This window comes from Nesterenkonia aerolata (assembly GCF_031470965.1).
Taxonomy (GTDB): domain Bacteria; phylum Actinomycetota; class Actinomycetes; order Actinomycetales; family Micrococcaceae; genus Nesterenkonia; species Nesterenkonia aerolata.
Genome location: NZ_JAVKGR010000003.1, coordinates 106,225 through 128,981, shown reverse-complemented (window position 1 = coordinate 128,981; position 22,757 = coordinate 106,225). Strand labels below are relative to the sequence as shown.

Here is a 22,757-nt window from a genome sequence, read left to right as displayed (position 1 = left end):
TCCGACCCCTGCGCTCGATGTTCCGACGTCATCGGCATCGAAAGCCTCTCCGGTCAGGGGTGCTGACATCTTCAGCGTAGACTCGCCCGACCCCGTGGGCATCGACGACACAGCCACATGACGTGACAGCCGAGTGAATTCCCTGTGACACCCCGCCCCTCGGCACCGCTGCCGCACCTCGCCGTGACCTCTCATCGACTGCTCGCCGTCCGGTGCAGGACTGAGGTGCAGGAGTTAAGTGCAAGAGTTATTCGACTTATCCACCGAAGCGGCGTCCACGGCGCGAATAGTCGCGCAGGGCGCGCAGGAAGTCCACGCGGCGGAAATCCGGCCAGAGCGCCTCGCAGAAGTAGAACTCGGAATAGGCCGACTGCCACATGAGGAAGCCCGAGAGCCGCTGCTCCCCGGAGGTGCGGATGATCAGGTCCGGGTCCGGCTGGCCGCGGGTATAGAGCTTCGAGGAGATATCGGCCGGGCTCAGGCTCTCCGCAACCTCCCCCGGAGTGCGCCCGGCCTGGTCGGCTTCTCGCAGCAGCTCCCGCACCGCATCGACGATCTCCCGGCGGCCACCGTAGCCGACGGCGACGTTGACGTGCACCGCTGGGTCCTGCTGCGGACCGCTGATCTCATGCAGCCGGGCGGCCAAGGTCTGGGGCAACAGTTCCGGTGCACCGACCGGATGCACCTGCACCGGCCGCCCGCCGGGCCGAGACTCAGCCAGGCTGTTGAGCGTGTCGCCGATGATCTCGGTCAGCTTCTCCAGCTCCTCGGCCGAGCGGCTCATATTGTCCGTCGAGAGCATGTACAGGGTGACCGTGGGGATCTTCAGCTCCGCACACCAGCCGATGAACTCCACAATGCGACGGGCACCGGCGGCGTGGCCCTCAGATGTGGAGCCGCCTGCCAGCCGCGCCCACCGCCGGTTGCCGTCAACGACGACGCCGATGTGCTGCGGCATCCGCTCTTCCGGCAGCTCGCGCTGCAGCCGCGCCTCATAGGCGCGGTAGAGCAGATTCTGCAGCCGCATCTCGCCCCCTTTGTCTCCGAAACTCTCTTTCGCCTCTGAAGCTCTCTGTCACGTGCTGGCCTGCCTCATGGCTTCGAACGCCTCCACGGTACCGCGTGCGTCTGAGCCGCTGGCAGGACGGCGGTCCCCTGACACCATGAAGTTACTGACAGGTCATATGCGCAGAGTAGACTGCGGCCATGGCACCACTGGGCACTGATTCGCATGAGACGCTCTCCTCATCCGCCACCGATCACGCGAGCGAGCACATCCCAGAGGACGCCGTCGCCCCGGCGGATCGGCTCTTCGACTCCGATATCCCGATGAAGCCGAAGATGCGCGGCTGGCTGCATGCCGGGATGGTGCCCCTGGCCCTGGCTGCCGGCATCGTGCTCATCGTGCTCTCCCCCAGCGGTGCGCTGACCGCCGCCTCCACGATCTACGCGATCACCGGACTGCTGCTCTTCGCCGTCTCGGCCACCTACCATTTGGGCCGCTGGTCACCACGGACCGCGCTGCTGCTCAAACGGCTGGATCACACCAACATCATGCTCATCATCGCCGGCACCTACACTCCGCTGACGCTGGCCCTGCTCCCCGAGCCCAAAGATGTGATGCTGCTGAGCGGAGTGTGGATCGGCGCCCTGGGCGGAGTGGCCTTCCGCCTGTTCTGGACCACGGCGCCGCGTGCGCTCTACGTGCCGGTCTACGTGCTGCTGGGCCTGGCCGCTGTGATCTTCATCGGGGACTTCTTCGCCGCCAATACGGTCTCAGCGATCCTCGTATGCGTAGGCGGTGCCGCGTACATCACCGGGGCGTTCTTCTACGGGCTGAAGCGGCCGAACATCTCCCTGGAGTGGTTCGGCTTCCACGAGCTCTTCCACGCCTGCACCCTCGTCGGCTTCATCTGCCACTACATCGCCATCATGTTCGCCCTGCTCGGCGGCTGACCAAGCTGATCCTGCGCAGAGGCGACCTGCAAAGAAGCCACCAGCTCGGGTTCGTCGCCGACGGGCGGCAGGCACACCCTCGCCTCGGGAGCGTTGAGGCAGAGCCCGACGACGACATCGCCCGCACCCTGACCCGCTGTCTCCCCCGCGCTCTGACCCGCGCCGGTGTCGGTCTCCGGCTCGACGGGCACACCGTAGAGCGCACCGAGACGACGCACGGCCGCCCGGGACAAGCCACCTCCCGCGCCTGGGGATGCCGCACCGGCGGGGCTCAGACGCAGGGCGGCTGAACCCCGGGCGCGCCGCAGAGCGACCTGCAGACTCGCCCCGACCACCACCGGCGCCTTAGGCGCCACCAGTGGCAGATGCCGCAGCACCTCGGAGACCTCCAGCACCTGCTCTGCCTCCGCGTCAGTCACGGTGACGCCCAGGGCCTCCGCGGACTGCAGCGCGAACGCCAGGGCGGCGACGGGACTGGGCTCGGCGTCGTCCAAGGGAGCCGCCAACAGCGGGGCCTGCTGGGCGGTGCGCAGCAGGCCGTCCTCATCCAACGCTTCCAGCAGCACCGGTGTGCCGTCAGGCGCCCGGCGCAGGAACTCGGCGAGCGCACCGCTGAGCACCCGGTGTCCGCGGTCCCGCCAGACCGCTGCTTCCTGATGGTCGCTGACCGAGGCCAGGGCGAAGCAGGCCGAGGCCAGCTGCGACCAGTCCCCCAGCGTCCCGGGGTGGGGCTCAGCGGTCCCGGCGTAGGAGATCCGACGCACCTGCAGGACGCCTGCGCGCCCTGGTTCCTGGACGACGTGAAGCTCCCAGAGCCGCTGACCCAGACTCACCGCGAAGCTGACCAGTGCCTCATCCTCCAGGCAGGCTCCGGCCTCGGCCAAGGCCCGCACGGCCATCGCGTTCCACGCGGTGACGACCTTCTCGTCCCGGCTCGGCTGAGGCGCATCCTGCCGCTGGCGGCGCAGGTCCTCAGCCACCGGTTCCCAGAGGGCCCGGTCATCAGTTGTCAGCGGTGCGGCGAAATGCACCGTCCGAGGGGTGGCCCCGGTGGCCGCCGAGGCCTCCACCTGCTCGACCGGAATACCGGCGTTGAGCTCTACCAGCCGCTGGCCCTGCTCCTGAGTGAGCCCCACAGCCTGGGCGGTGGCGCGCAGCTGATCGTCGGTGACCACGTAGGTCGCCCCTTCAGCCGTGCTGCCGTCGGCTAAGTGGACATCGGCGTCGAGGGAGGAGGCGAGCAGGCCGTCATCGGTGAGCAGGCGCCGTCGCATCCATTGGGCGGTGGCCTGTGCGGTCCGCTCAGCATCGGTCCGGAGGTCCCGGACCCCGGGAGGCAGCCCGGCGGAAGCCAGCACAGATGCCGGCAGCACCGCCAGACGGGCATAGTGGCCCAGCAGCTGGGCGTTGTCCACCAGCATCTTCTCGAAATGCGGCAGCGCCCAGGCCCGATCGGTGGCGTAGCGGCTGAACCCGCCGTCGACCTGGTCACACAGCGCCGAGCGCCCCATCGCTGTCAGCGTCCGCGCCGCCTGGCCCGCGGCCTGCTCATCACCGCGGGCGGCCTGGTCCAAGAGCATGCCCAGCAGCGGTGAGGGCGGAAACTTCGGAGAACCGCCGTAGCCGCCGTAGTCACGGTCCTCGTCCTCAGCCAGCGCCGCCAGTGCCTGGTCGGCAAGCTCCCGGACCTGGTTCCCGGAACGGTCCTCCCCCGCCGCATCGGAGGGGATCACAGTGGCCAGTGCGGCCTGCTGCATGCGCTGACGCCCCAGCGCCTGAGCGATCTCCCCGGCCGAGCGCTCCACCTCCGCACGCCGGGTGGTCCAGGTCTGACGCACAGAGTCGAGCACCTCGGAGAACGAGGGCACGGAGCCGCGGCGGCGGGCCGGAAAATAGGTGCCGGCGTGGAAGACTCGCCCGTCCGGCAGCAGGAACACGCTCATCGGCCACCCGCCGTGACCGGTCAGGGCCTGAGTGGCGGCCATGTAGACCCCGTCGACGTCGGGGTGCTCCTCCCGGTCCACTTTCACGGCGACGAAGTCAGCGGCCAGCTGAGCGGCGATGCCGGCATCCCGGAAGCTCTCCTCGGCCATCACATGGCACCAGTGGCAGGCGGCGTAGCCGATGGAGACGAAGACGGGCACATCGCGTCGCCGCGCCTCGTCGAAAGCCTGCGCACCCCAGGGGAACCAGTCGACCGGATCCTGTGCATGCTGTCTCAGATACAGGCTGGAGGCATCAGCGAGACGAGAAGACATGACCCTACAGTAACGTGTCGTCGGTCACATCGGCAGAGGGGTGTTCACCGCTGCGGGAACACGAGCCCGGGGATGAGGCGGAGCATGAGGATCATGCCCAGCAGCTCCACCAGCGACTGCGCGACCACCACGACGGCGGCGATCTCCCACCCCAGGGGCAGCGCCAGGGCCAGCGGCAGCACGATAAACGAGTTGCGGGTGGCGAAGGAGAAGGCCAGCGTCCTGCGCACCGGCACCGGCAGGGCCCAGAGCGCGCCGAGCAGCATGGCAACGCCGACGGCCAGTACCAGGAACACCGCCGAGACCACGACCACCAGCGGCAGGGCGCCCGCGGCGGCGATGACCTCCTGCGCCTGGGAGGCCGCCACCGCCACGATCACCAGGCCCAGCAGCGGCACCGGCCACCCTGCCAGCCGGTCACGCCGGCGCGGGCCATCCACAGGCTCACGCAGGAGCGGTTCGACCAGGACCGCGGCGATCAGTGGGATGATCACCACAGCCGCCGCGGCCAGCCAAGAGGCACCCTCGACGAACAGGGCCCCGAGATCGGTCATCAGCCAGAGGTAGAGCGGCAGCAGCACCAGCTGCAGCACCAGGTTCAGCGGTGTCAGCGCCGCAGCCCGGGCCGTGTCTCCGCGGCCCAAGTGCGTGAAGGTCAGAAACCAGTCTGTGCACGGGACCAGCAGCACCAGCAGCAGGCCGATCTGCACCGGGCCGCCGTCGTCGAAGACCCTGGTCAGGGCGAAGGCCAGAACCGGCAGAAGCACGAAGTTGCCGGTGATGGCAGCACCCAGGAACCTACGGTCCGCCCAGGCACGGGGAATCTCGCGCAGCGGGGTCTGGGTGAAGGTGGTGAAGAGCAGCCCGGCCAGCATCGGCCAGATCAGCGCCTCTGCGTGATGCGCCAGGCGCGGCGCCAGGTGTCCGAGGGCCACTCCGAGCACGGCGGCACCGAGATAAAGCCAGACCTGGTGGCGCTCCAGACGTTCGCGGCGGCTCAAACCTCACGCTCCGCAGTGGGGTCAGGCGTGGGCATGGCACTCACCGGGAGACTTCACCGTGTTCGTCATCGGTGCCCTCAGGCTCAGTGAGCTCATGATCTGCACCAGCCTCAGCAGAGCTGACCCGATCAGAAGCAACCCCGTCAGGGCCGACCTCAGCCGCACCGGCTCCGCCGAAGCGCTCAGCGGCGGCGGCCTGCCGTGCCTGCAGCTGGGCCTGACTGATCTGCGCGGCAGTCACCTCGCCCGGGAACTCCGGTTCCTCCCCCTCGGCCTCGGCCTCCAGCTGGGCCCGGTACTTCATCCGACGCATCCGCTTGACCATGTCACGGATGACGATGATGAGCAGCACGACGATCAGCGCAGTGAAGAGGAACCCCTCGATACCTGGGGTGATATCCGATTCCTCCAGGCCATCGCGCAGGGCGGGGCCGTCGTCCTGGCCGCCGCCTCCGGGCCAGAAATCGGTCAGGAGCGGGAAATGAAGCACGGGGAGTCTCTCACCTTACGAGGAGATGGCGTCGCGAGTCACAGGAGATCCTGCGGCGAGGCCATTCTACGCACTCCGGAGAAGAGATCATCCTCGGGGGTCTGCGCCGGCACCCGGGATTCGATGAGCACATAGTCGTCAAAGGGCCAGATCTTGCGGATGAGGTCGTTCGGGGTGGCGAAGAAGAAGCTGTCCGGTGCCACCTGGGTACGGTGAGCCAGAAGTGCCCGGTCTCGGTGCTCCAGGAAGGCCCCGATGGGCACCTGAGTGGTGGTCTCATGGGATGCTCGCCACGGCATGTCTCCGTCCTCGAAGCGACGCAGCCGCTCCCCGAAGGGCGACTCCATGCCGGCCTCAACCATGGCCTCGTGGATGGCGCGGAACCGAGCCGGGTTGAAGGCCCGGTCGTAATAGAGCTTCAGCGGCTCCCACGGCTCCCCAGCGTCCGGGTAGAAGCTGCCGTCGCCGGAGCGCTCCCAGGCCTCGAGGCAGATGCGATGGCTCATGATGTGATCCGGATGCGGGTACCCGCCGTTCTCGTCATAGGAGATCAGCACATGGGGGCGGAACCGGCGGATCAGCCGCACCAGCGGGGCGGTGGCCTGCTCGATCGGCAGCGTGGCGAAAGTGCCGAAGGGCAGCGGCGGCATGGGGTCGCCGTCGGGCAGTCCCGAATCGGTGAAGCCGAGCCAGACATGCTCGACGCCGAGCGCCTCGATCGCCTCCGCCATCTCCAGGCGGCGCAGCCCGGTGAGGTCACGGTCGCTGTGCGGCGACTCTGCCGCGGGGTTGAGCAGGTCCCCGGCCTCACCGCCGGTGGCCGTGGCCACCATCACCTGCGCTCCGGCCGCAGCATAGGCCGCCATCATCGCCGCACCCTTGGAGGATTCGTCGTCCGGGTGGGCGTGGACGGCGAGCATCCGCAGCCCGGAAGACTCCGGGACTCCTGCGTCGAGGCCAGTCTCAGGGCCGGACTCGGGGCCATGCAGTGCGGCATGCGAGTCGGTGCGGACCACCTGTGCAGGATCGGTGGAGACAGAATCGGCGGAGACAGGGTGAGCGGAGGCAGGATCAGCGGAGACGGCGTCCGCCGATGCCTCAGCGGCCGTGCTCTCGGCGGGGCGGGGAGATGGGGTCACGGGCACTCCGATCAGGTCTTCTGCGATGGAACACGGTCCGAGGGTCAGGTCCGACACTCTAGAATAGTCGCGATGACGGACACGCCCACTCAGGACACCCTCGCCGCACGCTACGGCACCACCGGCTCCGGACCCAGTCCACGGACTCGGCGGTGGCTGATCATCGGCGCGCTGCTCGCGGCCGTCCTGGTGACCGTGTATTTCGCGATCGGCAATGCCGCCGGGCAACTGACCTATAAGGACGTCGGGTACACCATCCACTCGGACACGGAAATGACGGTGGACTACGAAGTCGCCAAGGATCTCGACGTCACCGCCCAGTGCATGATCCACGCGCTGGACTCCTCCTACGCCGTCGTCGGGGCGACCACGGTCACCATCGGCCCGGAGGACGAGGGCTCCGGCGCCGCAGACCGCAGCCGCTACTACCAGACGGACCTGCGGACCGAGTACCGGGCCGTCACCGGCATCGTGGACCAGTGCTGGGAGGTCGAGGGGTGAGAGTCGAGGGATGAGACGGGATTCGCTGCTCTACCGGATGCGCGCTCCGATCGCGCTGGCTCTGCTGGCGATGTTCGTCGCGGCCTTCGCCCTCACGCTCTGAACGAGGGACGCCGCCCCAGCCGGCACGTCGTCACGTTGAGGCGCCCCGGCTGAGCAACTATGCTTATCGGAACGCATCACGACCACCCCGCCAGGGGGCGCCTCGGGCAGAAGGTCCGGAGCCGTCCCACCTGTCAGGCGGGGTCTTTTTGCATGTATCGCAACGAGGAGAGACGACTGTGGCGACCAACGCTCACGAGACCGACGAGAACTCGCAGTGGCTGACCCAGGAGGCGTATGACCGGCTCAAGGCCGAGCTGGAGCACCTCAGCGGCCCGGGTCGCCAGGAGATCGTCGATCGCATCGAAGCCGCCCGTGAAGAGGGCGACCTCAAGGAGAACGGCGGCTACCACGCGGCCAAGGAGGAGCAGGGCAAGGCTGAAGCCCGTATCCGCTATCTCTCCGACCTGCTGGAGCACGCCTACGTGGGTGACGCTCCGGCCGACGACGGCGTCGTGGAGCCGGGCATGATGGTCACCGCGAAGATCGCCGGCAGCGAGATGACCTTCCTCTTCGGCAACCGGGAGATCGCCGGGGACTCGGACCTCGACGTCTACTCGCTGCGCTCCCCCATCGGTGAGGCCATCAACGGCCATAAGGTCGGCGATGAGCTCACCTATGCCGCGCCCAACGGCAAGGACATCCCTGTGACGATCGTCGCGGCACAGCCGTTCTCCGGCTGAGCTGGTCGAGCAGACTCCAGAGCCGGGCCAGGTGAGCGGTCGAACCGGCCCAGCTCAGCCCTGATCGTCCTCATTGACTTCGGCCACTAGTTGCGCTGCATGTTCCCTCAGGTAGCCGCGGAGCTCCGGCAGCGCGAACTCGACATGTCCGTGGACCGCAGAGGGTTGGATCATACCCGCACGGATGAGCCTGTCCCGATACACGCTGATGTAGTTCGGGGTTTCACCCATGCGCGTGCGCAGATCGGCGTATCTCGAGGGGCCATCATCGACGGACATATGCGTCAGAAACGTGCGGTCGACGGCTGAGAGGTCTCGCAGCGCCGGCGCGTGGACCAGCTCCCCCAACCGTTTCCGCGCTTTGGCCCTCCCCTGGGTCACGTGCTCTCTGGTCACCGGCCCTTCTCGGCCGACGCGCCAGGTATGAAATCCGACGAGCTGGATCATGAAGGGGTATCCGCTCGTCGCCCGCGCGCATTCCCACGCCACCTCTTCGGAGATGCTCCGGCCTCCTTCGGAGATCGTCTGCTGGAAAGCCGCCGCGACGTCCGCCAGCGGCACATGCTCCAGAACCGTGCGCTCCGCTCGACGCAGGAACGTGCTGACCTTGGGCCGCTGCGCGTTGTCGGCGATCATCTGCTCCACCGCCTGGGGAATCCCTGCCATCAGCAGGCCCACCGAGCGATCTTCCCGGATGAGGTGCTGGATGATCGCCGCCAGCTCATCCAACTCCTCTTGGCGGATGGTGTGGATCTCATCCACGGTGATGATGAGCCCGGTCTCTCCGTCGTGGCGGTCCATCGCGTCACACAGTGCGCCGATCTCATCACGGAGATCAGGCGCCTCACGCGGTGCACCCTCCATCCGGACATCACCGCCGGTTCCCAGGATGTTCAGTCCGACTCCCGAGATCCGGGATCGATCGGGACTGCCGAGCTGTTCTCGATGGTGCCTCACCGCACGAGTCAACCGTGTCAGCAGCCCAGGGGTCGCCGTCTCATCGACGACGATCCACCCGCGTTCCCGCGCGCGACGCCCCATCTCCGTGAGCATCACCGTCTTACCCGCACCTCGCGCACCAGTGACGAACTGGAGCAGGTAGGGAGAGCCGGCCCCGTCGTCCAGAGCTTCGTCGAGTTCCTCGAGAGCAGGTTCACGCCCCACGAGCACAGGGGGCGTCGCACCAGCAGTGGGTTTGAAGGGATTCCTCGACATTTAGCCTCCCTCTCAGGTGCCGCGCTGCCCCACCCTGCGCGCTGTTATCGTCGACGCACCTTTTGTGCGCTTTATATCTTTTATACCTTTTATATCTGTCGCGGCACAGACGCTGTGAGACGGCGAGATCCTGGTGGAGCGGCGGCAGGCAGGACTCAGTTCACCCCGCGTCAGTTCATCACGATGGGTTCATAGCCGGCGTGGCGGAGGTCGTCGAGCACCTGGTGGGAGTGCTCGGTGCCCTTGGTCTCCATGGTGATGGTGATCGAGACGTCTCCCATGGACAGCGCCCCGCCGATCCGTGAGTGATCGACGCCGGTGACGTTGGCGTCGGCGTCGGAGATGATCTTCGAGATCGTGGCCAGCTCACCGGGGCGGTCCTTGAGCATGAGCTTGACCGTCAGGAAACGGTCTGCGGCCGAGAGACCCCGCTGGATGACCTTGAGCATGAGCATCGGGTCGATGTTCCCGCCGGAGAGCACGGCCACCACGGAGCGTGGATTGAGGCCGAGCCCCTTGAGCTTGCCCTCCAGCAACGCCGCCACAGAGACCGCACCGGCGGGCTCGACCACCATCTTCGAGCGCTCCATCAGGAAGATCAGCGCCTGGGCGATCGAGTCCTCGCTGACGGTGACGACCTCGTCGACGAGCTCACGGATGATGTCGAAGGGGATCTGCCCGGGACGCCCGACGGCGATGCCGTCGGCGATGGTGCGCACACCCTTCAGCGGCACCACCGCATCAGCGGCGAGCGAAGGCGGGTAGGCGGCGGCATTGGCCGCCTGGACGCCGATCACCCGCACCGTACGGCCACGACGCGCCGCCTCCTGCTTGATGGCCACCGCAGTGCCCGCCAGCAGGCCGCCCCCGCCGATGCTGGTGATCACAGTGTCCACATCCGGCTGCTGATCCAGGATCTCCAAGCCGATGGTCCCCTGCCCGGCGACGACGTCCTCGTTATTGAACGGGTGGATGAACACCGCACCGGTCTCGGTGGCGAAGCGCTCGGCCTCGGCCAGAGCCTCATCGACGTTCGACCCGTGGAGCACCACTTCGGCCCCGTGGTCCCGGGTCGCCGCCAGTTTGGGCAGCGCCACACCGCGGGGCATGTAGACCGTCGCCCGGATACCGAGCTTCTTGGCCGCCAATGCGACCCCCTGGGCGTGGTTTCCGGCGGAGGCGGCCACCACACCGCACGCCTTCTGTTCCTCAGTGAGCCGAGCCATGCGCACATAAGCGCCGCGGACCTTGAAAGAACCGGCCCGCTGCAGGTTTTCACATTTCAGGTGCACTGTGGCGCCGGTCATCCGGCCCAGTGCACGGGAATGCTCCAAAGGGGTGCGGACGATGACGCCGTCGAGCAGCTGCTGGGCAGCCTCGATGTCCTCGAGCTGGACACTCATCTGTTCCAGGTGCTGCGCGGCCTCGGCAGCGGTGCTCTGCATCATCTCATCGCCCGTCCTGCTCGCCGGCCTCGCCACGGACTCCCTCCTCTTCATCACCGAAGTCGTCGGGCTCAGATCGGCGCGGACCCTCCGCGGAAGCCTCAGCGGCGTCCTCTGCCTCAGTTGAACCCGTCCGGCTCGATCCGCCTGAGCCCTCATCGGCCTGCTCTTCGGCGTCCTGGTGATGTCCGCGGGAATGGAAGCCGGCGGCCAGGCTGGGCACTGAGGCTTTGATCCGGTTCTTCAGCCCGGCTAGCTTCGCGCGCTCCTCAGCTTCCAGCTCCGCCTGCTCCACCTCTTGGATGGCGCCCTCTTCCTGGAGCCTGCGGTCCATCTCCATAGCTTCATCGTCGCGGCGCCATTCCTCATTGGCGATATAGCGCACCGCGCGGTTGAGGAACGCCAGCACAGGAACGGCGAACAGGGCGCCGACGATGCCCAGCAGCAGGGTGCCGCCGGTCACTGCGAGCACCACCGGCAGCGGATGAATGTTGACAGCCTTGCCCATCACGATCGGCTGGAGGACATTGGATTCGACCTGCTGGACCAGCAGCACCACGCCGAGCATGAGCAGAGCATTGACCAGACCGTTGGCCACCAGTGCCAGCAGCACTGCGATGGCCCCGGTAAGCACTGCACCGATGATCGGGATGAAGGCACCGAGGAAGACCAGCACGGCCACCGGCAGGGCCAAGGGCACTCCGAGGATCGCCGCCCCGACGCCGATGCCCACGGCGTCGACGGCGGCGACGAAGACCTGGACCCGCACGTAGGAGGACAGTGCCTGCCAGCCGCGGCGACCGGCCCCGTGGACAGCGGGACGGTGCTTGCGCGGCACGAAGTTCACCGAGAAGTCCCACATCCGGCGACCGTCGGAGAGGAAGAAGATCAGCGTGAACAGCGCGAGGATGAGCCCGGTGACGATGTTCCCGGCGGTGGAGCCGATGCTCATCGCCCCGCCCATGATGGCCCCGGAGTTGTCCTGGATCGTCGACTGCAGCTCCTGCAGCCAGGAGGTCAGCTGGTCTGAGGAGAGCTCCATGCCGAATCCGGAGGCGATCTCCTCAGCCATGTTCAGCAGTTCGGTGAGACCCTCAGTGACCTGTCCCGCCATGTCGGCGAAGCCCTGGACGATCTCCTGACCGACCAGGTAGAGCAGTCCGGCGACGAAACCGATGAGCACGATGATCGAGCTGATCGCCGCGAAGATCTCCGGGAACTTCAGCATCCGGAAGAAGTTGTGCACCGGGCGCATGAGCGTGGCCAGCAGGGCGGCGATCAGCAGGGAGATGATCACCAGGGAGACATAGGAGAGCAGCCAGATCATCACCCCGGTGAAGGCCAGGATGATCAGCACCCGCCAGGACCAGGAGGCCGCGATCCGCACGCCCCAGGGGATGTCCTCTTGGATGCGCTGCTCCTCGGACATCAGCTCCCGGCGCGGGACGGCAGGGTCCTGGCCATGCCGGGCCACACTGGCCCACCCCGGCCCATGGGCCGCCTCCGGGGTGTCGGCCTGGGCGGGCGCACCAGCGGGAACCTGCTCTCGTTCAGATGTCATGCGTACCATCCTGACACAGCATCAGAGGGTCCCCGAACCGACAGCAAGCGGGTCTGCACCGAACCCGATGGTTCGGTGCAGACCCGCTTGCTGTGCAGGGTGTGTGTCCGCTGTGTGTATCGCTGCGGTGTACGTCGTGCCGCGCCGCCGTCAGTCTCCCATGGACCGGATGATGGCGATGATGCGCAGGATCTCGATGTAGAGCCACACGATGGAGACCGTCAGACCGAAGGCCGCCGACCAGCCGTAGCGCTGGGCCACACCGGCCTTGACGCCCTCGTCGATGTTGGTGAAGTCCATGACCAGCGAGTAGGTGGCCAGCAGGATGGCCAGGGCGCCGATCGCCAAGCCGATCCACGGGCTGAACTCAGTGCGCAGACCGAACATGGAGCTGGTGCCGCCGAGCAGCATGAAGCCTAAGTTCACCAGGCAGAAGATGAGGTAGGCGGTCGCTGCCACCATGAACATCTTGGTCAGCTTCGGGGTGGCCCGGACCTTACCGGACTTGAACAGCGCCAGGATGGTGCCGAAGACGATCAGCGTGGCCACCACGGCCTGCACGACGATGCCGGGGAACTGCATCTCCAGAATGAAGGAGAAGGCACCGATGAACAGCCCCTGAGTCAGACTGTAGGCCAGGATCAGGGCCACATTGGGCTCGCGCTTGAAGGCGTTGACCAGGCCGAGGATCAGACCGCCGAAGACACCGACCAGCATCAGCGGGTACAGCACGGCCGGTGCGGTGACGCCCGCGGTGACCGAGACCCCGGCGCCCAGCATGACGACCACGAAGCTGATGAGCGTCTTGCGGATGACGTCGTCGAAGGTCATCCGGCCCATGTCCTGACCGGACGGCGAGGGCTGACCGTACATCTGGTGCAGCTGCTCGGCACCGGCCTGCTGGCCGTACTGCCCCGTCTGCTGACCGGGCATCCCGTGCTGCTGGGCGTAGGTCTGTCCCTGCGCGGGGTACTGGGTGTTCTCGGTGACGTGGCCCTGGCCGTTCAGAGTGAAGCTGCGCTGGCGCTTATTCTCGTTGAACTGGTCCGGGAAGGCCTGCGTGTTGAAGATCGGGTTGGACATATCTCGGGCCGTTCTCCTCAGTTGCCGGTTGCGGTCTCAGACCTGCACAGCAGTTCTGACCCGGGAGACCCGCGCGGGGCGGGACATCCGGCAGAGACTCTGCGCCTGATGCTCAAGTGTACCTATCGGCGTCGAAAGCGCCGAACGGCCAGGCCGGGTTTCTCCCCAGCGCGAACGCCGGTTCACCGTGCGTTCCACCATTGGTCGTGGCGTCCTGGCCCTACGTTACTCAGCGGTCATTACCTTGGGCATCATGTCTTCAGAGACGACAGCCCCCTGGGCATCACCCCGTGTTCGCACTGCTCCCGACTCTGTTCGCAGCACCAGACATCTGACGACCCTGACCGCGCTCACACTCGGGCTGAGCATCGCCGCTCCGGCCGCCGCGGCACCGCAGGCCGAGCAGGAAGCCACCGGCGACGCCGACTCCCCCGCCACTGCCCAGGCTGTGGCCGAAGGCGCCGCCGCCCATCTTCCGCCCTCCCCCGAGTCCGCAAATTTCGTCCCCGCCGACTCCGTCGACGGCACCCTGCCCGAGGCCGACGGCGAGGAGCTGGCCACTGAAGCTGAGGACTCCCCGCACCAGATCTTCGCCCTGGAGCACCCCGGAGGTGAGCAGTCGGCGCGTTGGACAGGCACTGTGGATCCTCAGCGTGAGGTCGCACTGCTCGTCTGGAACCCCGGGACTGAGCAGTGGGAGGAGGTCTCCCGCAGCACCGGCAGCGCACCGGAGCAGACGGTTCTGGAAGGCCCGGTGGATGAGTCCCACGCCCTCGACGGGCAGGCGCGTCTCGCCGTCGTCGCCGAGGACCCCTTCACCACCGGATCGGCCGAGTTCAGCATCCCCGGAGAAGAAGAGGTCACCGGGGATTTCCTCTCACCGGAGGACTACGACTTCAGCATCGCCCACGTCACAGACACCCAGTTCCTCTCCGAAGGCGCCGTCGACGAGACGCTGGATGCTGCCGCCCAGGACCGCTTCGCCGAGGCCTACCGTGCGCAGATGCAGTGGATCGCAGACAACGCGGAACAACGGAACATCGCCTACACCGGGCACACCGGTGACATCATCGAGAACTGGATGCTGCCGGGGATCCACTCCGAGGATCAGGCGCGCGAGGAGTTCGAGTTCGCCTCGCAGATGCAGAGCATCCTCGATGACGCCGGGGTGCCCAACGGCATCCTGCCCGGCAACCATGACAACTGGTGGGGCACCGAAGGCAACCACCTGTTCAACGAGTACTTCCCGGCCGAACGGTATGAGCAGGCCTCCCAGTCCTGGGAGAACGCCTCCTACGGCGGGCCGTGGCGCGAAGGCGACAATTCCGCCCATTACGATCTGTTCTCCGCCGGCGGCCAGGAGTTCATCGCCGTGCACCTGCCATACGGGCACACCCATGCGCAGCGCCAGTGGGCTGGGGAGATCCTCAGCGCCTTCCCCGACCGTGACGCCATCGTGCTCAGCCACGCCTATCTGCGTGCCTCGAATGCTCAGGATGCGGCGAAGCCTGACATCGGCGGCTACGGCGGAGGCGGGCTGCTGCTGCGGGAGCAGGTCGTCAAACCCCATGACAACGTCTTCCTGGTGCTCTCCGGGCATTACCACGGCACGGCGTGGCACGTGAACCGCCAGGGAGAGGGCGGGCCGGTGTTCGAGATGCTGGCGGATTATCAGAACTATGAGATCGACGGAGAGCGGAACACCGGCTTCCTGCGACTGCTGCAGTTCGACATGGATGCTGCCCAGATGACGGTGAACACCTATTCGCCCCGGCTGGATGAGCACGGAGCCATGGGCTATGACACCGGCAATCGCAGTTATCTGCCCGGCACCGATGAATTCACCGTCCCAGTGGATATCAGCACCCGGCAGACCACGGTCTCCACAGATCAGGTGCTGCTGGGCACGGATCTCGCAGAGGCCGCGGAGGAGGCTGAGACCCACCGTGAGACGGAGGCGCCCGAGCCGACGGAGGAACCGCAGGTGCCCCCGGAGCAGCCGGGGCCCTCAGCCTCGGCACCATCGATCGAGGATGTGACGGTGTCCCGAGGCGAGGAGATGGAGCCCCTGGAGATTCCGGCGACGGACAGCGCCGATGTCCAGGTGGACGGCCTGCCGGAGGGTCTGCACCTGCGCGATATCCAGGATGAGGCCGATGCCTCAGCAGAGCGTTCGATCGGCGGGGAGCCGGCCGAGGCCGGGGTGTTCGAGGTGACCATCACCGTCTACGGCGATGACGGCAGCAGCCACACCTCCACCTTCACCCTCACCCTGGAGGACTGAGCGCCCGGGTGTGTGGCTGTCGGCTGCGGCCGACAGCCACACACCCGCCAGGAGACCCAACGACTTCTCCGGGGAACGCAGGCAGGGACTCGACGTGGGCAACGTCCGTATGACCGAGAGACCCACCAGGTAGACTTATTTCACCTGCTTCGTTTATTTCACTGAGGAGTGCAGATGTCCACGATAGCCCAGCTGACTCCGGAACCTGCAGAGACCGAACTTGCCGCTACTGCACTGAGAGGACTCGCCGAAGCATTGGGGTCCGACGTTCCGATACAAGTGGGGAATTCCCACGGCAGCGTTGAAGTACCGCGCGCGGCCCTGACCGCACTCACGAAGATTCTCGACAGCTTTGCGCACGGCCAAGCGGTCACCGTTGTACCTTCCTCAGCCGAGTTAACCACCCAACAGGCCGCAGACCTACTCAATGTGTCTCGCCCTTTCCTCATCAGGCTTCTCGATTCGGAGCAGATCACCCATCGGATGGTCGGCAGCCATCGACGTATCGATGCCGCCTCACTAATCCACTATCTACGCAACGACAACGTCCGGCGCACCGATGCCGCTGACACCCTTGCCGCCGAGACTGTCGAACTCGAACTCACCTGATGGCCCAGGTCGTCGTCTATGACGCATGCGTTCTTTACCCCTCCACTCTGCGCGACGTGCTGATTCGGGTCGGCCTATCCGGACTCTGCCAGCCCAAATGGAGTCACCTCATTCTTGACGAGGTCTTCCGCAACCTTCGGACAAACCGTCCCGACCTCGATCAGACTCGCCTCGCCCGCACTCGTCAGCTCATGAACGACTCCATCCGCGACGTCATAGTCACTGGTGACGAAGACATCCTGCAAGGCATCAGCCTGCCTGACCCCGACGACCGCCACGTCGTAGCAGCTGCCATGAACGCACAAGCCACGCACATCATCACCAAGAACCTTCGGGACTTCCCCAGCGATGCCTTATCCACAGTTGGGATCACGGCACAACATCCTGACGACTTCCTCACCAACTTTCTCGACGCGGACCCCCACGCGCTTGACAGTGTGATCAGCGCCATCGCACATGCACGCACCAGGAGCCAGTCCGCTGAGGATGATGTCCTAGAAAGCCTGGCCATCGAAGCGCCCCGAACCGTGGCCCGAATCCGGCATCTCTGGCAGAGCCATGTGGACTGAAGGCGGCGATCGTTCAGGTCACCCAGGGTGCCCGGCGACACAGCCATTGGCGCGGCCTCACGGCGTACGGAGCAACGGACTTGCGATCCGAGCGAGTGTGGTACTGTCATTGCATGCACATGCAGGTAGATACTTCAGGAGCATCCCACGCGAGTGACATCAGCATCACGTGGGCGAAGGTCGCGGCCTTCGCCTCAGCGATGGACGCGAGTCTGGACAAGTGGCTGGGCAACACCTACCGGGTTGGGCTCACCGAGTTCCGTGCCCTGAGCTTCGTCAGCCAGACCTCGGAGAAGGAGCTGCGGGTCAACCATCTGGCCCAGAAGGTCGGACTGAACCAGACCTCGGCCACACGACTGGTCACCCGCCTGGAGACTAAAGGCTACGCACAGCGGGACGTCTGCGAGGACGACGGGCGCGGCGTTTACGCTGTCATCACCGAAGCCGGCGAGGACCTCCTGCGTGAGGCCAAAGGCCCCTACGCAGCGAGAGTGCGCGAGCTTCTGGAGAACAGCTCAACCCATTTCCCGCACCTCGACGCGGGGCATCTCAGCTACGCACTGCACGAGATCGAGTCGCTACTGACCACCTGAGCGCGGACTGATCCACCCTCCATCAGCAGCTCTCTCTACACTTATACCTGCATGTACATGCACTAATAAATCCCATGAAAGGAAACCCTTGTCATGACCACCCAGATCGATGTCTTCGTGGACTACGTCTGCCCCTTCTGCTTCCTGGTCGAACCAGCCATCGAAGAGGTCAAGCGTGACCGCGATGTCAACGTCACCATCCGCCCCTTCGAACTGCGCCCGGCCCCGGTGCCGACACTGCGTCCTGAGGATGAGTACCTGCCACGGGTGTGGCAGCAGTCGGTGTACCCGATGGCCGAGCGGGTCGGGGTACCCATGGCCCTTCCCTCGATCTCCCCGCAGCCGCGCACCGAGAAAGCCTTCATGGTTCTGCAACTGGCCCAAGAACAGGGCCTGGCTCAGGAGTACACCGAAGCGATGTTCGCAGCGTTCTTCCAGCAGGATCGCAACATCGGACTCGATGAAGTCATCATCGACGTCGCCACCTCCGTCGGCCTAGAGCAGACCGAGGTCGAGGAGGCCCTGAGCAGTGAGCAGCGCCGGCAGAGGCAGCGGGCTGATCACGACTACGCGGTGGGCACGGTGGGCCTGGATGTGGTGCCCGGCGTGGTGGTCGAGGGCCAGGTGCTGCGCGGTGTGCCCAGCGCGAGGCGGTTGAAGAAGGTCATCGACCAGCTCACCGACCAGAAAACCGAGCACACCGAAGCAACCCGTTCGGAGGCTCGATCATGAACACCACAGACACCGTACTGCGCTCGGTGATGGATCAAGCCATTGAAACATGCACCCATCACGTCAATGCCGGCGGGTTGCCGTTCGTCGGTGTTGTGGTCAATAAGGCCGGCCAGATGCTCTCCAGATTCGGAGTCAACCGCGTAGCCGAGACCGGTGATCCGATGGCCCACGCTGAGGTCGTCGCCATGCGCGAGGCCATGGCCACCCACGGGCTCGACACACTGACCGGCACGGTGCTGTTGGCCACAGGCGAGCCCTGCGGACTGTGCTATCGGTACGCGATCAATCACGGTATTGAGGCCATCTACGTCGCCGCCGACCGGGACGAGGCTGCCGCTTACGGATTCGACTACCTGGCCAGTTACCCCGCGTTCGGCGTCACCGACACCCGGCGCGACGCACTCCTCCAGCCCCTGCCAGTCGCACGGGCCATCGAACCCTTCACTCGTTATCTAACCCTCCACCCTTCCGGTCGCGCATCCCCGCAGCCGGACACCCCACCGAAAGGAACACCGCTATCATGAGCTGGCTCTTCTTAGGCATCGCGATCATCTTCGAGGTCGCCGTGGGCATCTCGGCAGGTAAGGCACAGGGCTTCACCAAACTCTGGTGGACCGTCTCCACCCTCGTCAGTGGCGCCATCGCTACTTTCTTCCTCAGCCTCGCCCTGCTGACCTTCGACGTCGGCGTCGGATACGCGCTGTGGACCTCACTGTCAGGCGTCGGGATTGTCATCGTCGGCGCCCTGTTCCTCTCCCAGCAGTTGACCTGGAGGAAGTTCGCGGGCATCGCCGTGGTCATCGGCGGCGTCGTCGGACTCAACCTCTCAGCAGCGGCCTAACCGGCCGCTGACCCCCAGATATTGAGATTCCTCAGTATTGAAAGGACCGAATCTATGACGACGGCACCAACACACACTCCGCCAGCCGAAACTGCGACGACGAAGGGTGGACCCTGGGCCGCTCTGATCATCGCCGGCATCTTCGAGGTCGGCTATGCCCTGTCCGTCAATGGCAGCGAAGGTTTCACCGATCCCCTGTGGTCCTCGATCGCCGTGGCGTTCTTCTTACTCACTCTGTTCTTCCTCAGTGTGGCGTTGAAGAGGATCGACGTCGGTATCGGCTATGCAGTCTGGGCTGGCATCGGAGCTATCGGCGCCGCCTTGCTTGGCCCGGTGTTCTTCGATGAGACCCTGACCCTGGTCAAGGGCTTCTGGCTCGCGGTCATCATCGGCGGTGTCATCTGGCTCAAACTCGCCGACAGCCCCGCGCTCACGAACGAGGCTGCCGACTCTTATCATCGGAGAACGCACACGACTGGAACCAGTCAATGAGCGTCAGGACTCGTTCGATGGCACCGGTTCAATGGCTGGCGCTGGTCACGATCAATGTGGCGCAGTTCAGCATCGCGATCCTGACCATCATCGTCGCCCAGACCGCAGGGGCGGCTGGGTACTCATGGGCCTTCAGCTTCAACGCAGCGATGGCCATCGCCGGAGTGCTCGTCGCGGTGACCGCACCACGCTGCTCCCGATGAGAACCCAGGACTTCTGGACCTCAGGAGTGCCCCCACTGGGATTCGAACCCAGACTGGACCGATTTTAAGTCGGCTGCCTCTGCCGGTTGGGCTATAGGGGCTGATCTGAGAACGGGGTGAGGGTGGCCCGCACCGTAAACAGGTGCGGGCCACCCTCACCCCATACCAGAACTCACACGCGGGGCCGCGCGGCGGCCTTCTTCTCGTCCTTCTTCTTGCCCGCCGCCTTCTCGAAGGCCTCGCGGGGCTGGTCGAGATCCCGCAGCTCGGTGAAGTCCCGGCCGAAGAGCAGTTCGTTCACCCAGCCGGTGGCGATGCGCACAGAACGCTCCACCGTCGGGATCGCCATGCCGTGGTAGCCACGGTGGGCCAACCAGGCCGGGAACCCGGCGAGCTTCACACCCTTGGGGTTACCCACGCCCTTGAACATGCCCAGCCCGGCCACAGCACCCAGGGACTCGTGGCGGTACTCATCCACCTGGCCCTGCCCGAAGCGCACAGCAGTCAGGTTCTGCGCCAGCTGCCTGGCCTGACGCAGCGCGTGCTGAGCGTTCGGCACGCAGAAACCGCCCGGCCCGGCCCCGGTGAGGTCCGGCACGGCGGCGACGTCGCCGGCTGCCCACGCGCCGTCGATGACGTCGCCGTCCTCGCCGACGATCTGCAGCGTGGCCGCCACGGTGATCCGGCCGCGCTCATCGATCGGGAACCCGGTGGACTTCGCCACGGAGTTCGCCGCCACACCAGCAGTCCATACCAAGGTGTCGCAGCCGAAGCGATCAGCCTCAGACTTATCCGCCATGTTGATCAGCTGCAGATCACCGTCCACCGCCGAACCCAGCGAGGTGTTCAGCAGCACCTCGATGCCGCGGCCGCGCAGGTGCTCCACCACGCCTTCGGCCTGGTCCTCCGAGACCTCCGGCATGATCCGGCCCATAGCTTCGACCATCACGATGCGCACATCGGACTGGCTCAGCCGCGGGTTGGCGTCCACGGCGGCACGGATGATGTCCTCCATCTCCGCGATGCACTCGATGCCGGCGAAGCCTCCGCCGACCACAGTGAAGGTCAGCGCACGGGCCTTGGCCGTCTCATCCGTCATGGTCGAGGCAGTCTCGACGCGCTCCAGGATGCGGTTGCGCAGGTACACCGCCTCTTCGATGGTCTTCAGGCCGACGCCCTGGTCACCCAGACCCTCGATGGGGAAGGTGCGGGTGGTCGCCCCGGCACCCATGACGATCTCCTGATACGGCACCTCGAGCGTCTCACCGTCATTGAGTTCGACAGTGGCCGAGCGCCCGGCGTGGTCCACTGAGACCAGCGAGCCGTTGAGCAGTTCGGAGTCACGCAGGTGGTCACGCAGGTTCACCACGGCGTGGCGGGCCTCGATATGGCCGCCGACGACCTCCGGCAGGAACGGCTGATATGTCATATAGGGCAGCGGGTCCACCACGGTGACGATGCCGCCGGCGTCCTTGACCTTCCTCTGGAGCTTCTGCGCAACGGTGAGGCCGACGTAGCCACCACCGACGACGAGGATCCGAGGCTTCTGGGAGAGCTTCTGAGAGAGTGCCATGAGTCTCATCCTAGCGAGATTGCGGCGACGGCGAGAATCGCTCAGCGGCGGCGGGATCTCAGGTGGACCGCCGCGCCGATCAACACCGCGAGGACCACCACTGCCGCACCGACGACGACGGCCGGACCCGCCCAGGCCTGGACGTCATCCGTGGCCGTGGCCTCGGGCATATCCCGCGGCGCACCGTCCGAGGTCGCGTCATCACTGGCGTCATCGGCGTCGTCGCCCTGCTGAGGGTCAGTGGCCTGCGCGGTCTCCTCGGCATCCCCTTCACCGTCTTCGCCGTCCTCGCCCTCGTCCCGACGGTGGACACGGATCCACTCCTCCAGGGACTGCTGCTCAGAGTCCTCGAGCTCCGGCACCTCAGTGGCGCCCACCGCCTCGCCGACGTCGAGGATTCCGCGACCGTAGACCGGATCACGGCCCTCAGCCGCACCCTCATCGGCCGCAGACGCGGTGGCCATCAGCCGTTGCCGCACCTCGGCGGCGGAGAGCTCCGGATGCGCGGCACGGACCAGCGCAGCCGCTCCGGAGACGATGGGCGCAGCACCGGAGGTCCCGGTCCACTCGGCGTAGCCGTCCTCGGGGATCGCTCCGACCAGCGGCTCCGCGGCCGCCGAGATGTCGATGGAGATCCCCTGAGAGGAGGCGTCCTCACTGACGCTGCCGTTCTCATCCACTCCGGCCACGGTCAACACTCCGGGCACTGTGGCCGGCGCGCCCACGCTCCAATGCCCGCTCATCCGGTTTCCCGCCGCGGCCACGATCAGCACATCCTCCTGCTCAGCACGCAGGAACGCCTCATCCCAAGACTCCGGCCACTGCTGGGCATCCGGCATGGAGAAGGACATATTGATGATGTCGGCGTCGTTCTCGATCGCCCAGTCCACCGCCTCGATGACCTGATCCTCCAGCTCGGTGCTGCCGTCATCGGAGATGGCCAGGTTCATCGACACGCTGAGGATCTCGGCCTCCGGGGCCACACCGACGACACCGGAGTCCTCCCGGGAGCCGGTGGGCTCACCACGGCCAGCCGCCAAGGAGGCCACGAGCGTGCCGTGTTCCTGGGCCACCTGCTCCACCGGTCCCCCGTCACCACCGGAGCCCGAGACGTCCGTGCCCGCGGTAACAGCGCCCTCGAGCACCGGGTGGGAACCGTCGACGCCGGTATCGAGCACTGCGATCCGCACGCCCTCACCGCGAGTGGTCTCCCAGGCCTCCTCCACTCCGTAGTCCTCCAACCAGTACTCGGAGTCGCGGAGCTCGTCGAGGGTTTCATCCGGCAGCTCCTCCGGGGCCACCGTCGCCGCCGGGGCGCCGGGGCCCACTAAGGAGGCCGCCACCACCGGCACGGCGAGAAGTACGGTGACCACCCGGCGCGGCCGCCGGGGGCGATGTGCATCTGGAGTCATAGGTGTCACGTC

Annotated in this window: 23 protein-coding genes and 1 tRNA gene; 12 read left to right on the top strand and 12 right to left on the bottom strand. The window is 66.2% G+C overall.

From position 1 onward, the window contains the following. Positions 1-256: 256 nt before the first annotated feature. A complete protein-coding gene (gene uppS, locus RIL96_RS04630) occupies positions 257-1,027 on the bottom strand; it encodes a polyprenyl diphosphate synthase (RefSeq protein WP_310547834.1) in 771 nt (256 codons plus the stop codon). 302 nt (positions 1,028-1,329) lie between these two features. On the opposite strand from uppS, the gene trhA reads away from it, so the two are divergent. Next, positions 1,330-1,956: a PAQR family membrane homeostasis protein TrhA gene (gene trhA, locus RIL96_RS04625; protein ID WP_310547921.1), complete on the top strand. Its 627-nt coding sequence runs from the start codon at positions 1,330-1,332 to the stop codon at positions 1,954-1,956. Here trhA and RIL96_RS04620 read toward each other — a convergent pair. From RIL96_RS04620 to mca, 4 genes are read right to left on the bottom strand one after another with little or no spacing between them, the layout of a single operon-like run. Then, the gene (locus tag RIL96_RS04620; protein WP_310547833.1) at positions 1,920-4,214 is read right to left on the bottom strand and encodes a thioredoxin domain-containing protein; all 2,295 of its coding nucleotides are present in this window, start codon (positions 4,212-4,214) and stop codon (positions 1,920-1,922) included. The genes trhA and RIL96_RS04620 overlap by 37 nt on opposite strands. Positions 4,215-4,258: 44 nt before the next feature. Further along, the gene (locus tag RIL96_RS04615) at positions 4,259-5,215 is read right to left on the bottom strand and encodes an arsenic resistance protein (RefSeq protein WP_310547832.1); all 957 of its coding nucleotides are present in this window, start codon (positions 5,213-5,215) and stop codon (positions 4,259-4,261) included. Positions 5,216-5,255: 40 nt separating this feature from the next. Beyond that, the gene (locus RIL96_RS04610) at positions 5,256-5,705 is read right to left on the bottom strand and encodes a hypothetical protein (RefSeq protein WP_310547831.1); all 450 of its coding nucleotides are present in this window, start codon (positions 5,703-5,705) and stop codon (positions 5,256-5,258) included. Between the two features lie 38 nt (positions 5,706-5,743). Further along, positions 5,744-6,625 (bottom strand): mycothiol conjugate amidase Mca, encoded by an 882-nt coding sequence (gene mca / locus RIL96_RS04605; RefSeq protein WP_310547920.1) that lies wholly within the window; start codon positions 6,623-6,625, stop codon positions 5,744-5,746. A 291-nt stretch (positions 6,626-6,916) separates the two neighbouring features. Between mca and RIL96_RS04600 the strand changes: the two genes are divergently transcribed. Together RIL96_RS04600 and greA are read left to right on the top strand one after the other, a co-directional pair. Next, positions 6,917-7,345, top strand: a complete 429-nt coding sequence (locus RIL96_RS04600) for a DUF4307 domain-containing protein (RefSeq protein WP_310547830.1) — start codon at positions 6,917-6,919, stop codon at positions 7,343-7,345. 281 nt (positions 7,346-7,626) lie between these two features. Continuing rightward, positions 7,627-8,130: a transcription elongation factor GreA gene (greA, locus tag RIL96_RS04595; protein ID WP_310547829.1), complete on the top strand. Its 504-nt coding sequence runs from the start codon at positions 7,627-7,629 to the stop codon at positions 8,128-8,130. Positions 8,131-8,184: 54 nt separating this feature from the next. Here greA and RIL96_RS04590 read toward each other — a convergent pair whose 3' ends face one another. From RIL96_RS04590 to RIL96_RS04575, 4 genes are all read right to left on the bottom strand, one after another. Then, positions 8,185-9,345 carry a BREX system ATP-binding domain-containing protein gene (locus RIL96_RS04590; protein ID WP_310547828.1) on the bottom strand — a complete coding sequence of 387 codons (1,161 nt, stop codon included), beginning with the start codon at positions 9,343-9,345 and terminating at the stop codon, positions 8,185-8,187. A 170-nt stretch (positions 9,346-9,515) separates the two neighbouring features. Then, the gene (gene ilvA / locus RIL96_RS04585; protein WP_310547919.1) at positions 9,516-10,790 is read right to left on the bottom strand and encodes a threonine ammonia-lyase; all 1,275 of its coding nucleotides are present in this window, start codon (positions 10,788-10,790) and stop codon (positions 9,516-9,518) included. Between the two features lie 4 nt (positions 10,791-10,794). Beyond that, positions 10,795-12,351 (bottom strand): AI-2E family transporter, encoded by a 1,557-nt coding sequence (locus RIL96_RS04580; RefSeq protein ID WP_310547827.1) that lies wholly within the window; start codon positions 12,349-12,351, stop codon positions 10,795-10,797. Positions 12,352-12,501: 150 nt separating this feature from the next. Further along, entirely contained in the window at positions 12,502-13,434 is a 933-nt protein-coding gene (locus tag RIL96_RS04575) for a Bax inhibitor-1/YccA family protein (RefSeq protein ID WP_310547826.1), read from the bottom strand. Positions 13,435-13,687: 253 nt separating this feature from the next. Here RIL96_RS04575 and RIL96_RS04570 point away from each other — a divergent pair, with 253 nt between their 5' ends. The 9 genes from RIL96_RS04570 to RIL96_RS04530 all read left to right on the top strand — a co-directional run bounded on the left by RIL96_RS04570 (position 13,688) and on the right by RIL96_RS04530 (position 19,760). After that, the gene (locus RIL96_RS04570) at positions 13,688-15,718 is read left to right on the top strand and encodes a metallophosphoesterase (protein ID WP_310547824.1); all 2,031 of its coding nucleotides are present in this window, start codon (positions 13,688-13,690) and stop codon (positions 15,716-15,718) included. 174 nt (positions 15,719-15,892) lie between these two features. Next, a complete protein-coding gene (locus RIL96_RS04565) occupies positions 15,893-16,327 on the top strand; it encodes a helix-turn-helix domain-containing protein (RefSeq protein WP_310547823.1) in 435 nt (144 codons plus the stop codon). Next, positions 16,327-16,896 carry a PIN domain-containing protein gene (locus RIL96_RS04560; protein ID WP_310547822.1) on the top strand — a complete coding sequence of 190 codons (570 nt, stop codon included), beginning with the start codon at positions 16,327-16,329 and terminating at the stop codon, positions 16,894-16,896. The genes RIL96_RS04565 and RIL96_RS04560 overlap by 1 nt, the downstream gene beginning before the upstream one ends. Before the next feature lie 113 nt (positions 16,897-17,009). Continuing rightward, a complete protein-coding gene (locus RIL96_RS04555; RefSeq protein WP_310547821.1) occupies positions 17,010-17,489 on the top strand; it encodes a MarR family winged helix-turn-helix transcriptional regulator in 480 nt (159 codons plus the stop codon). A gap of 93 nt (positions 17,490-17,582) precedes the next feature. Then, on the top strand, positions 17,583-18,221 hold the full coding sequence (locus tag RIL96_RS04550) for a DsbA family oxidoreductase (RefSeq protein WP_310547820.1): 639 nt from the start codon (positions 17,583-17,585) through the stop codon (positions 18,219-18,221). Then, positions 18,218-18,748 carry a nucleoside deaminase gene (locus RIL96_RS04545; protein ID WP_310547819.1) on the top strand — a complete coding sequence of 177 codons (531 nt, stop codon included), beginning with the start codon at positions 18,218-18,220 and terminating at the stop codon, positions 18,746-18,748. Before RIL96_RS04550 ends, RIL96_RS04545 begins: the two co-directional genes overlap by 4 nt. Beyond that, entirely contained in the window at positions 18,745-19,065 is a 321-nt protein-coding gene (locus RIL96_RS04540; protein ID WP_310547818.1) for a DMT family transporter, read from the top strand. The genes RIL96_RS04545 and RIL96_RS04540 overlap by 4 nt, the downstream gene beginning before the upstream one ends. A gap of 54 nt (positions 19,066-19,119) precedes the next feature. Further along, entirely contained in the window at positions 19,120-19,557 is a 438-nt protein-coding gene (locus RIL96_RS04535; RefSeq protein ID WP_310547817.1) for a DMT family transporter, read from the top strand. Positions 19,558-19,574: 17 nt separating this feature from the next. Continuing rightward, complete coding sequence (locus RIL96_RS04530) at positions 19,575-19,760, top strand: hypothetical protein (protein ID WP_310547816.1); 186 nt, start codon at positions 19,575-19,577, stop codon at positions 19,758-19,760. Positions 19,761-19,787: 27 nt separating this feature from the next. Here RIL96_RS04530 and RIL96_RS04525 read toward each other — a convergent pair. The 3 genes from RIL96_RS04525 to RIL96_RS04515 all read right to left on the bottom strand — a co-directional run bounded on the left by RIL96_RS04525 (position 19,788) and on the right by RIL96_RS04515 (position 22,745). Then, a tRNA-Leu gene (locus RIL96_RS04525) sits at positions 19,788-19,861 on the bottom strand. 71 nt (positions 19,862-19,932) lie between these two features. After that, complete coding sequence (locus tag RIL96_RS04520) at positions 19,933-21,333, bottom strand: NAD(P)/FAD-dependent oxidoreductase (protein ID WP_310547815.1); 1,401 nt, start codon at positions 21,331-21,333, stop codon at positions 19,933-19,935. A gap of 41 nt (positions 21,334-21,374) precedes the next feature. After that, positions 21,375-22,745 (bottom strand): S8 family peptidase, encoded by a 1,371-nt coding sequence (locus RIL96_RS04515; protein ID WP_310547814.1) that lies wholly within the window; start codon positions 22,743-22,745, stop codon positions 21,375-21,377. Positions 22,746-22,757 lie beyond the last annotated feature (12 nt).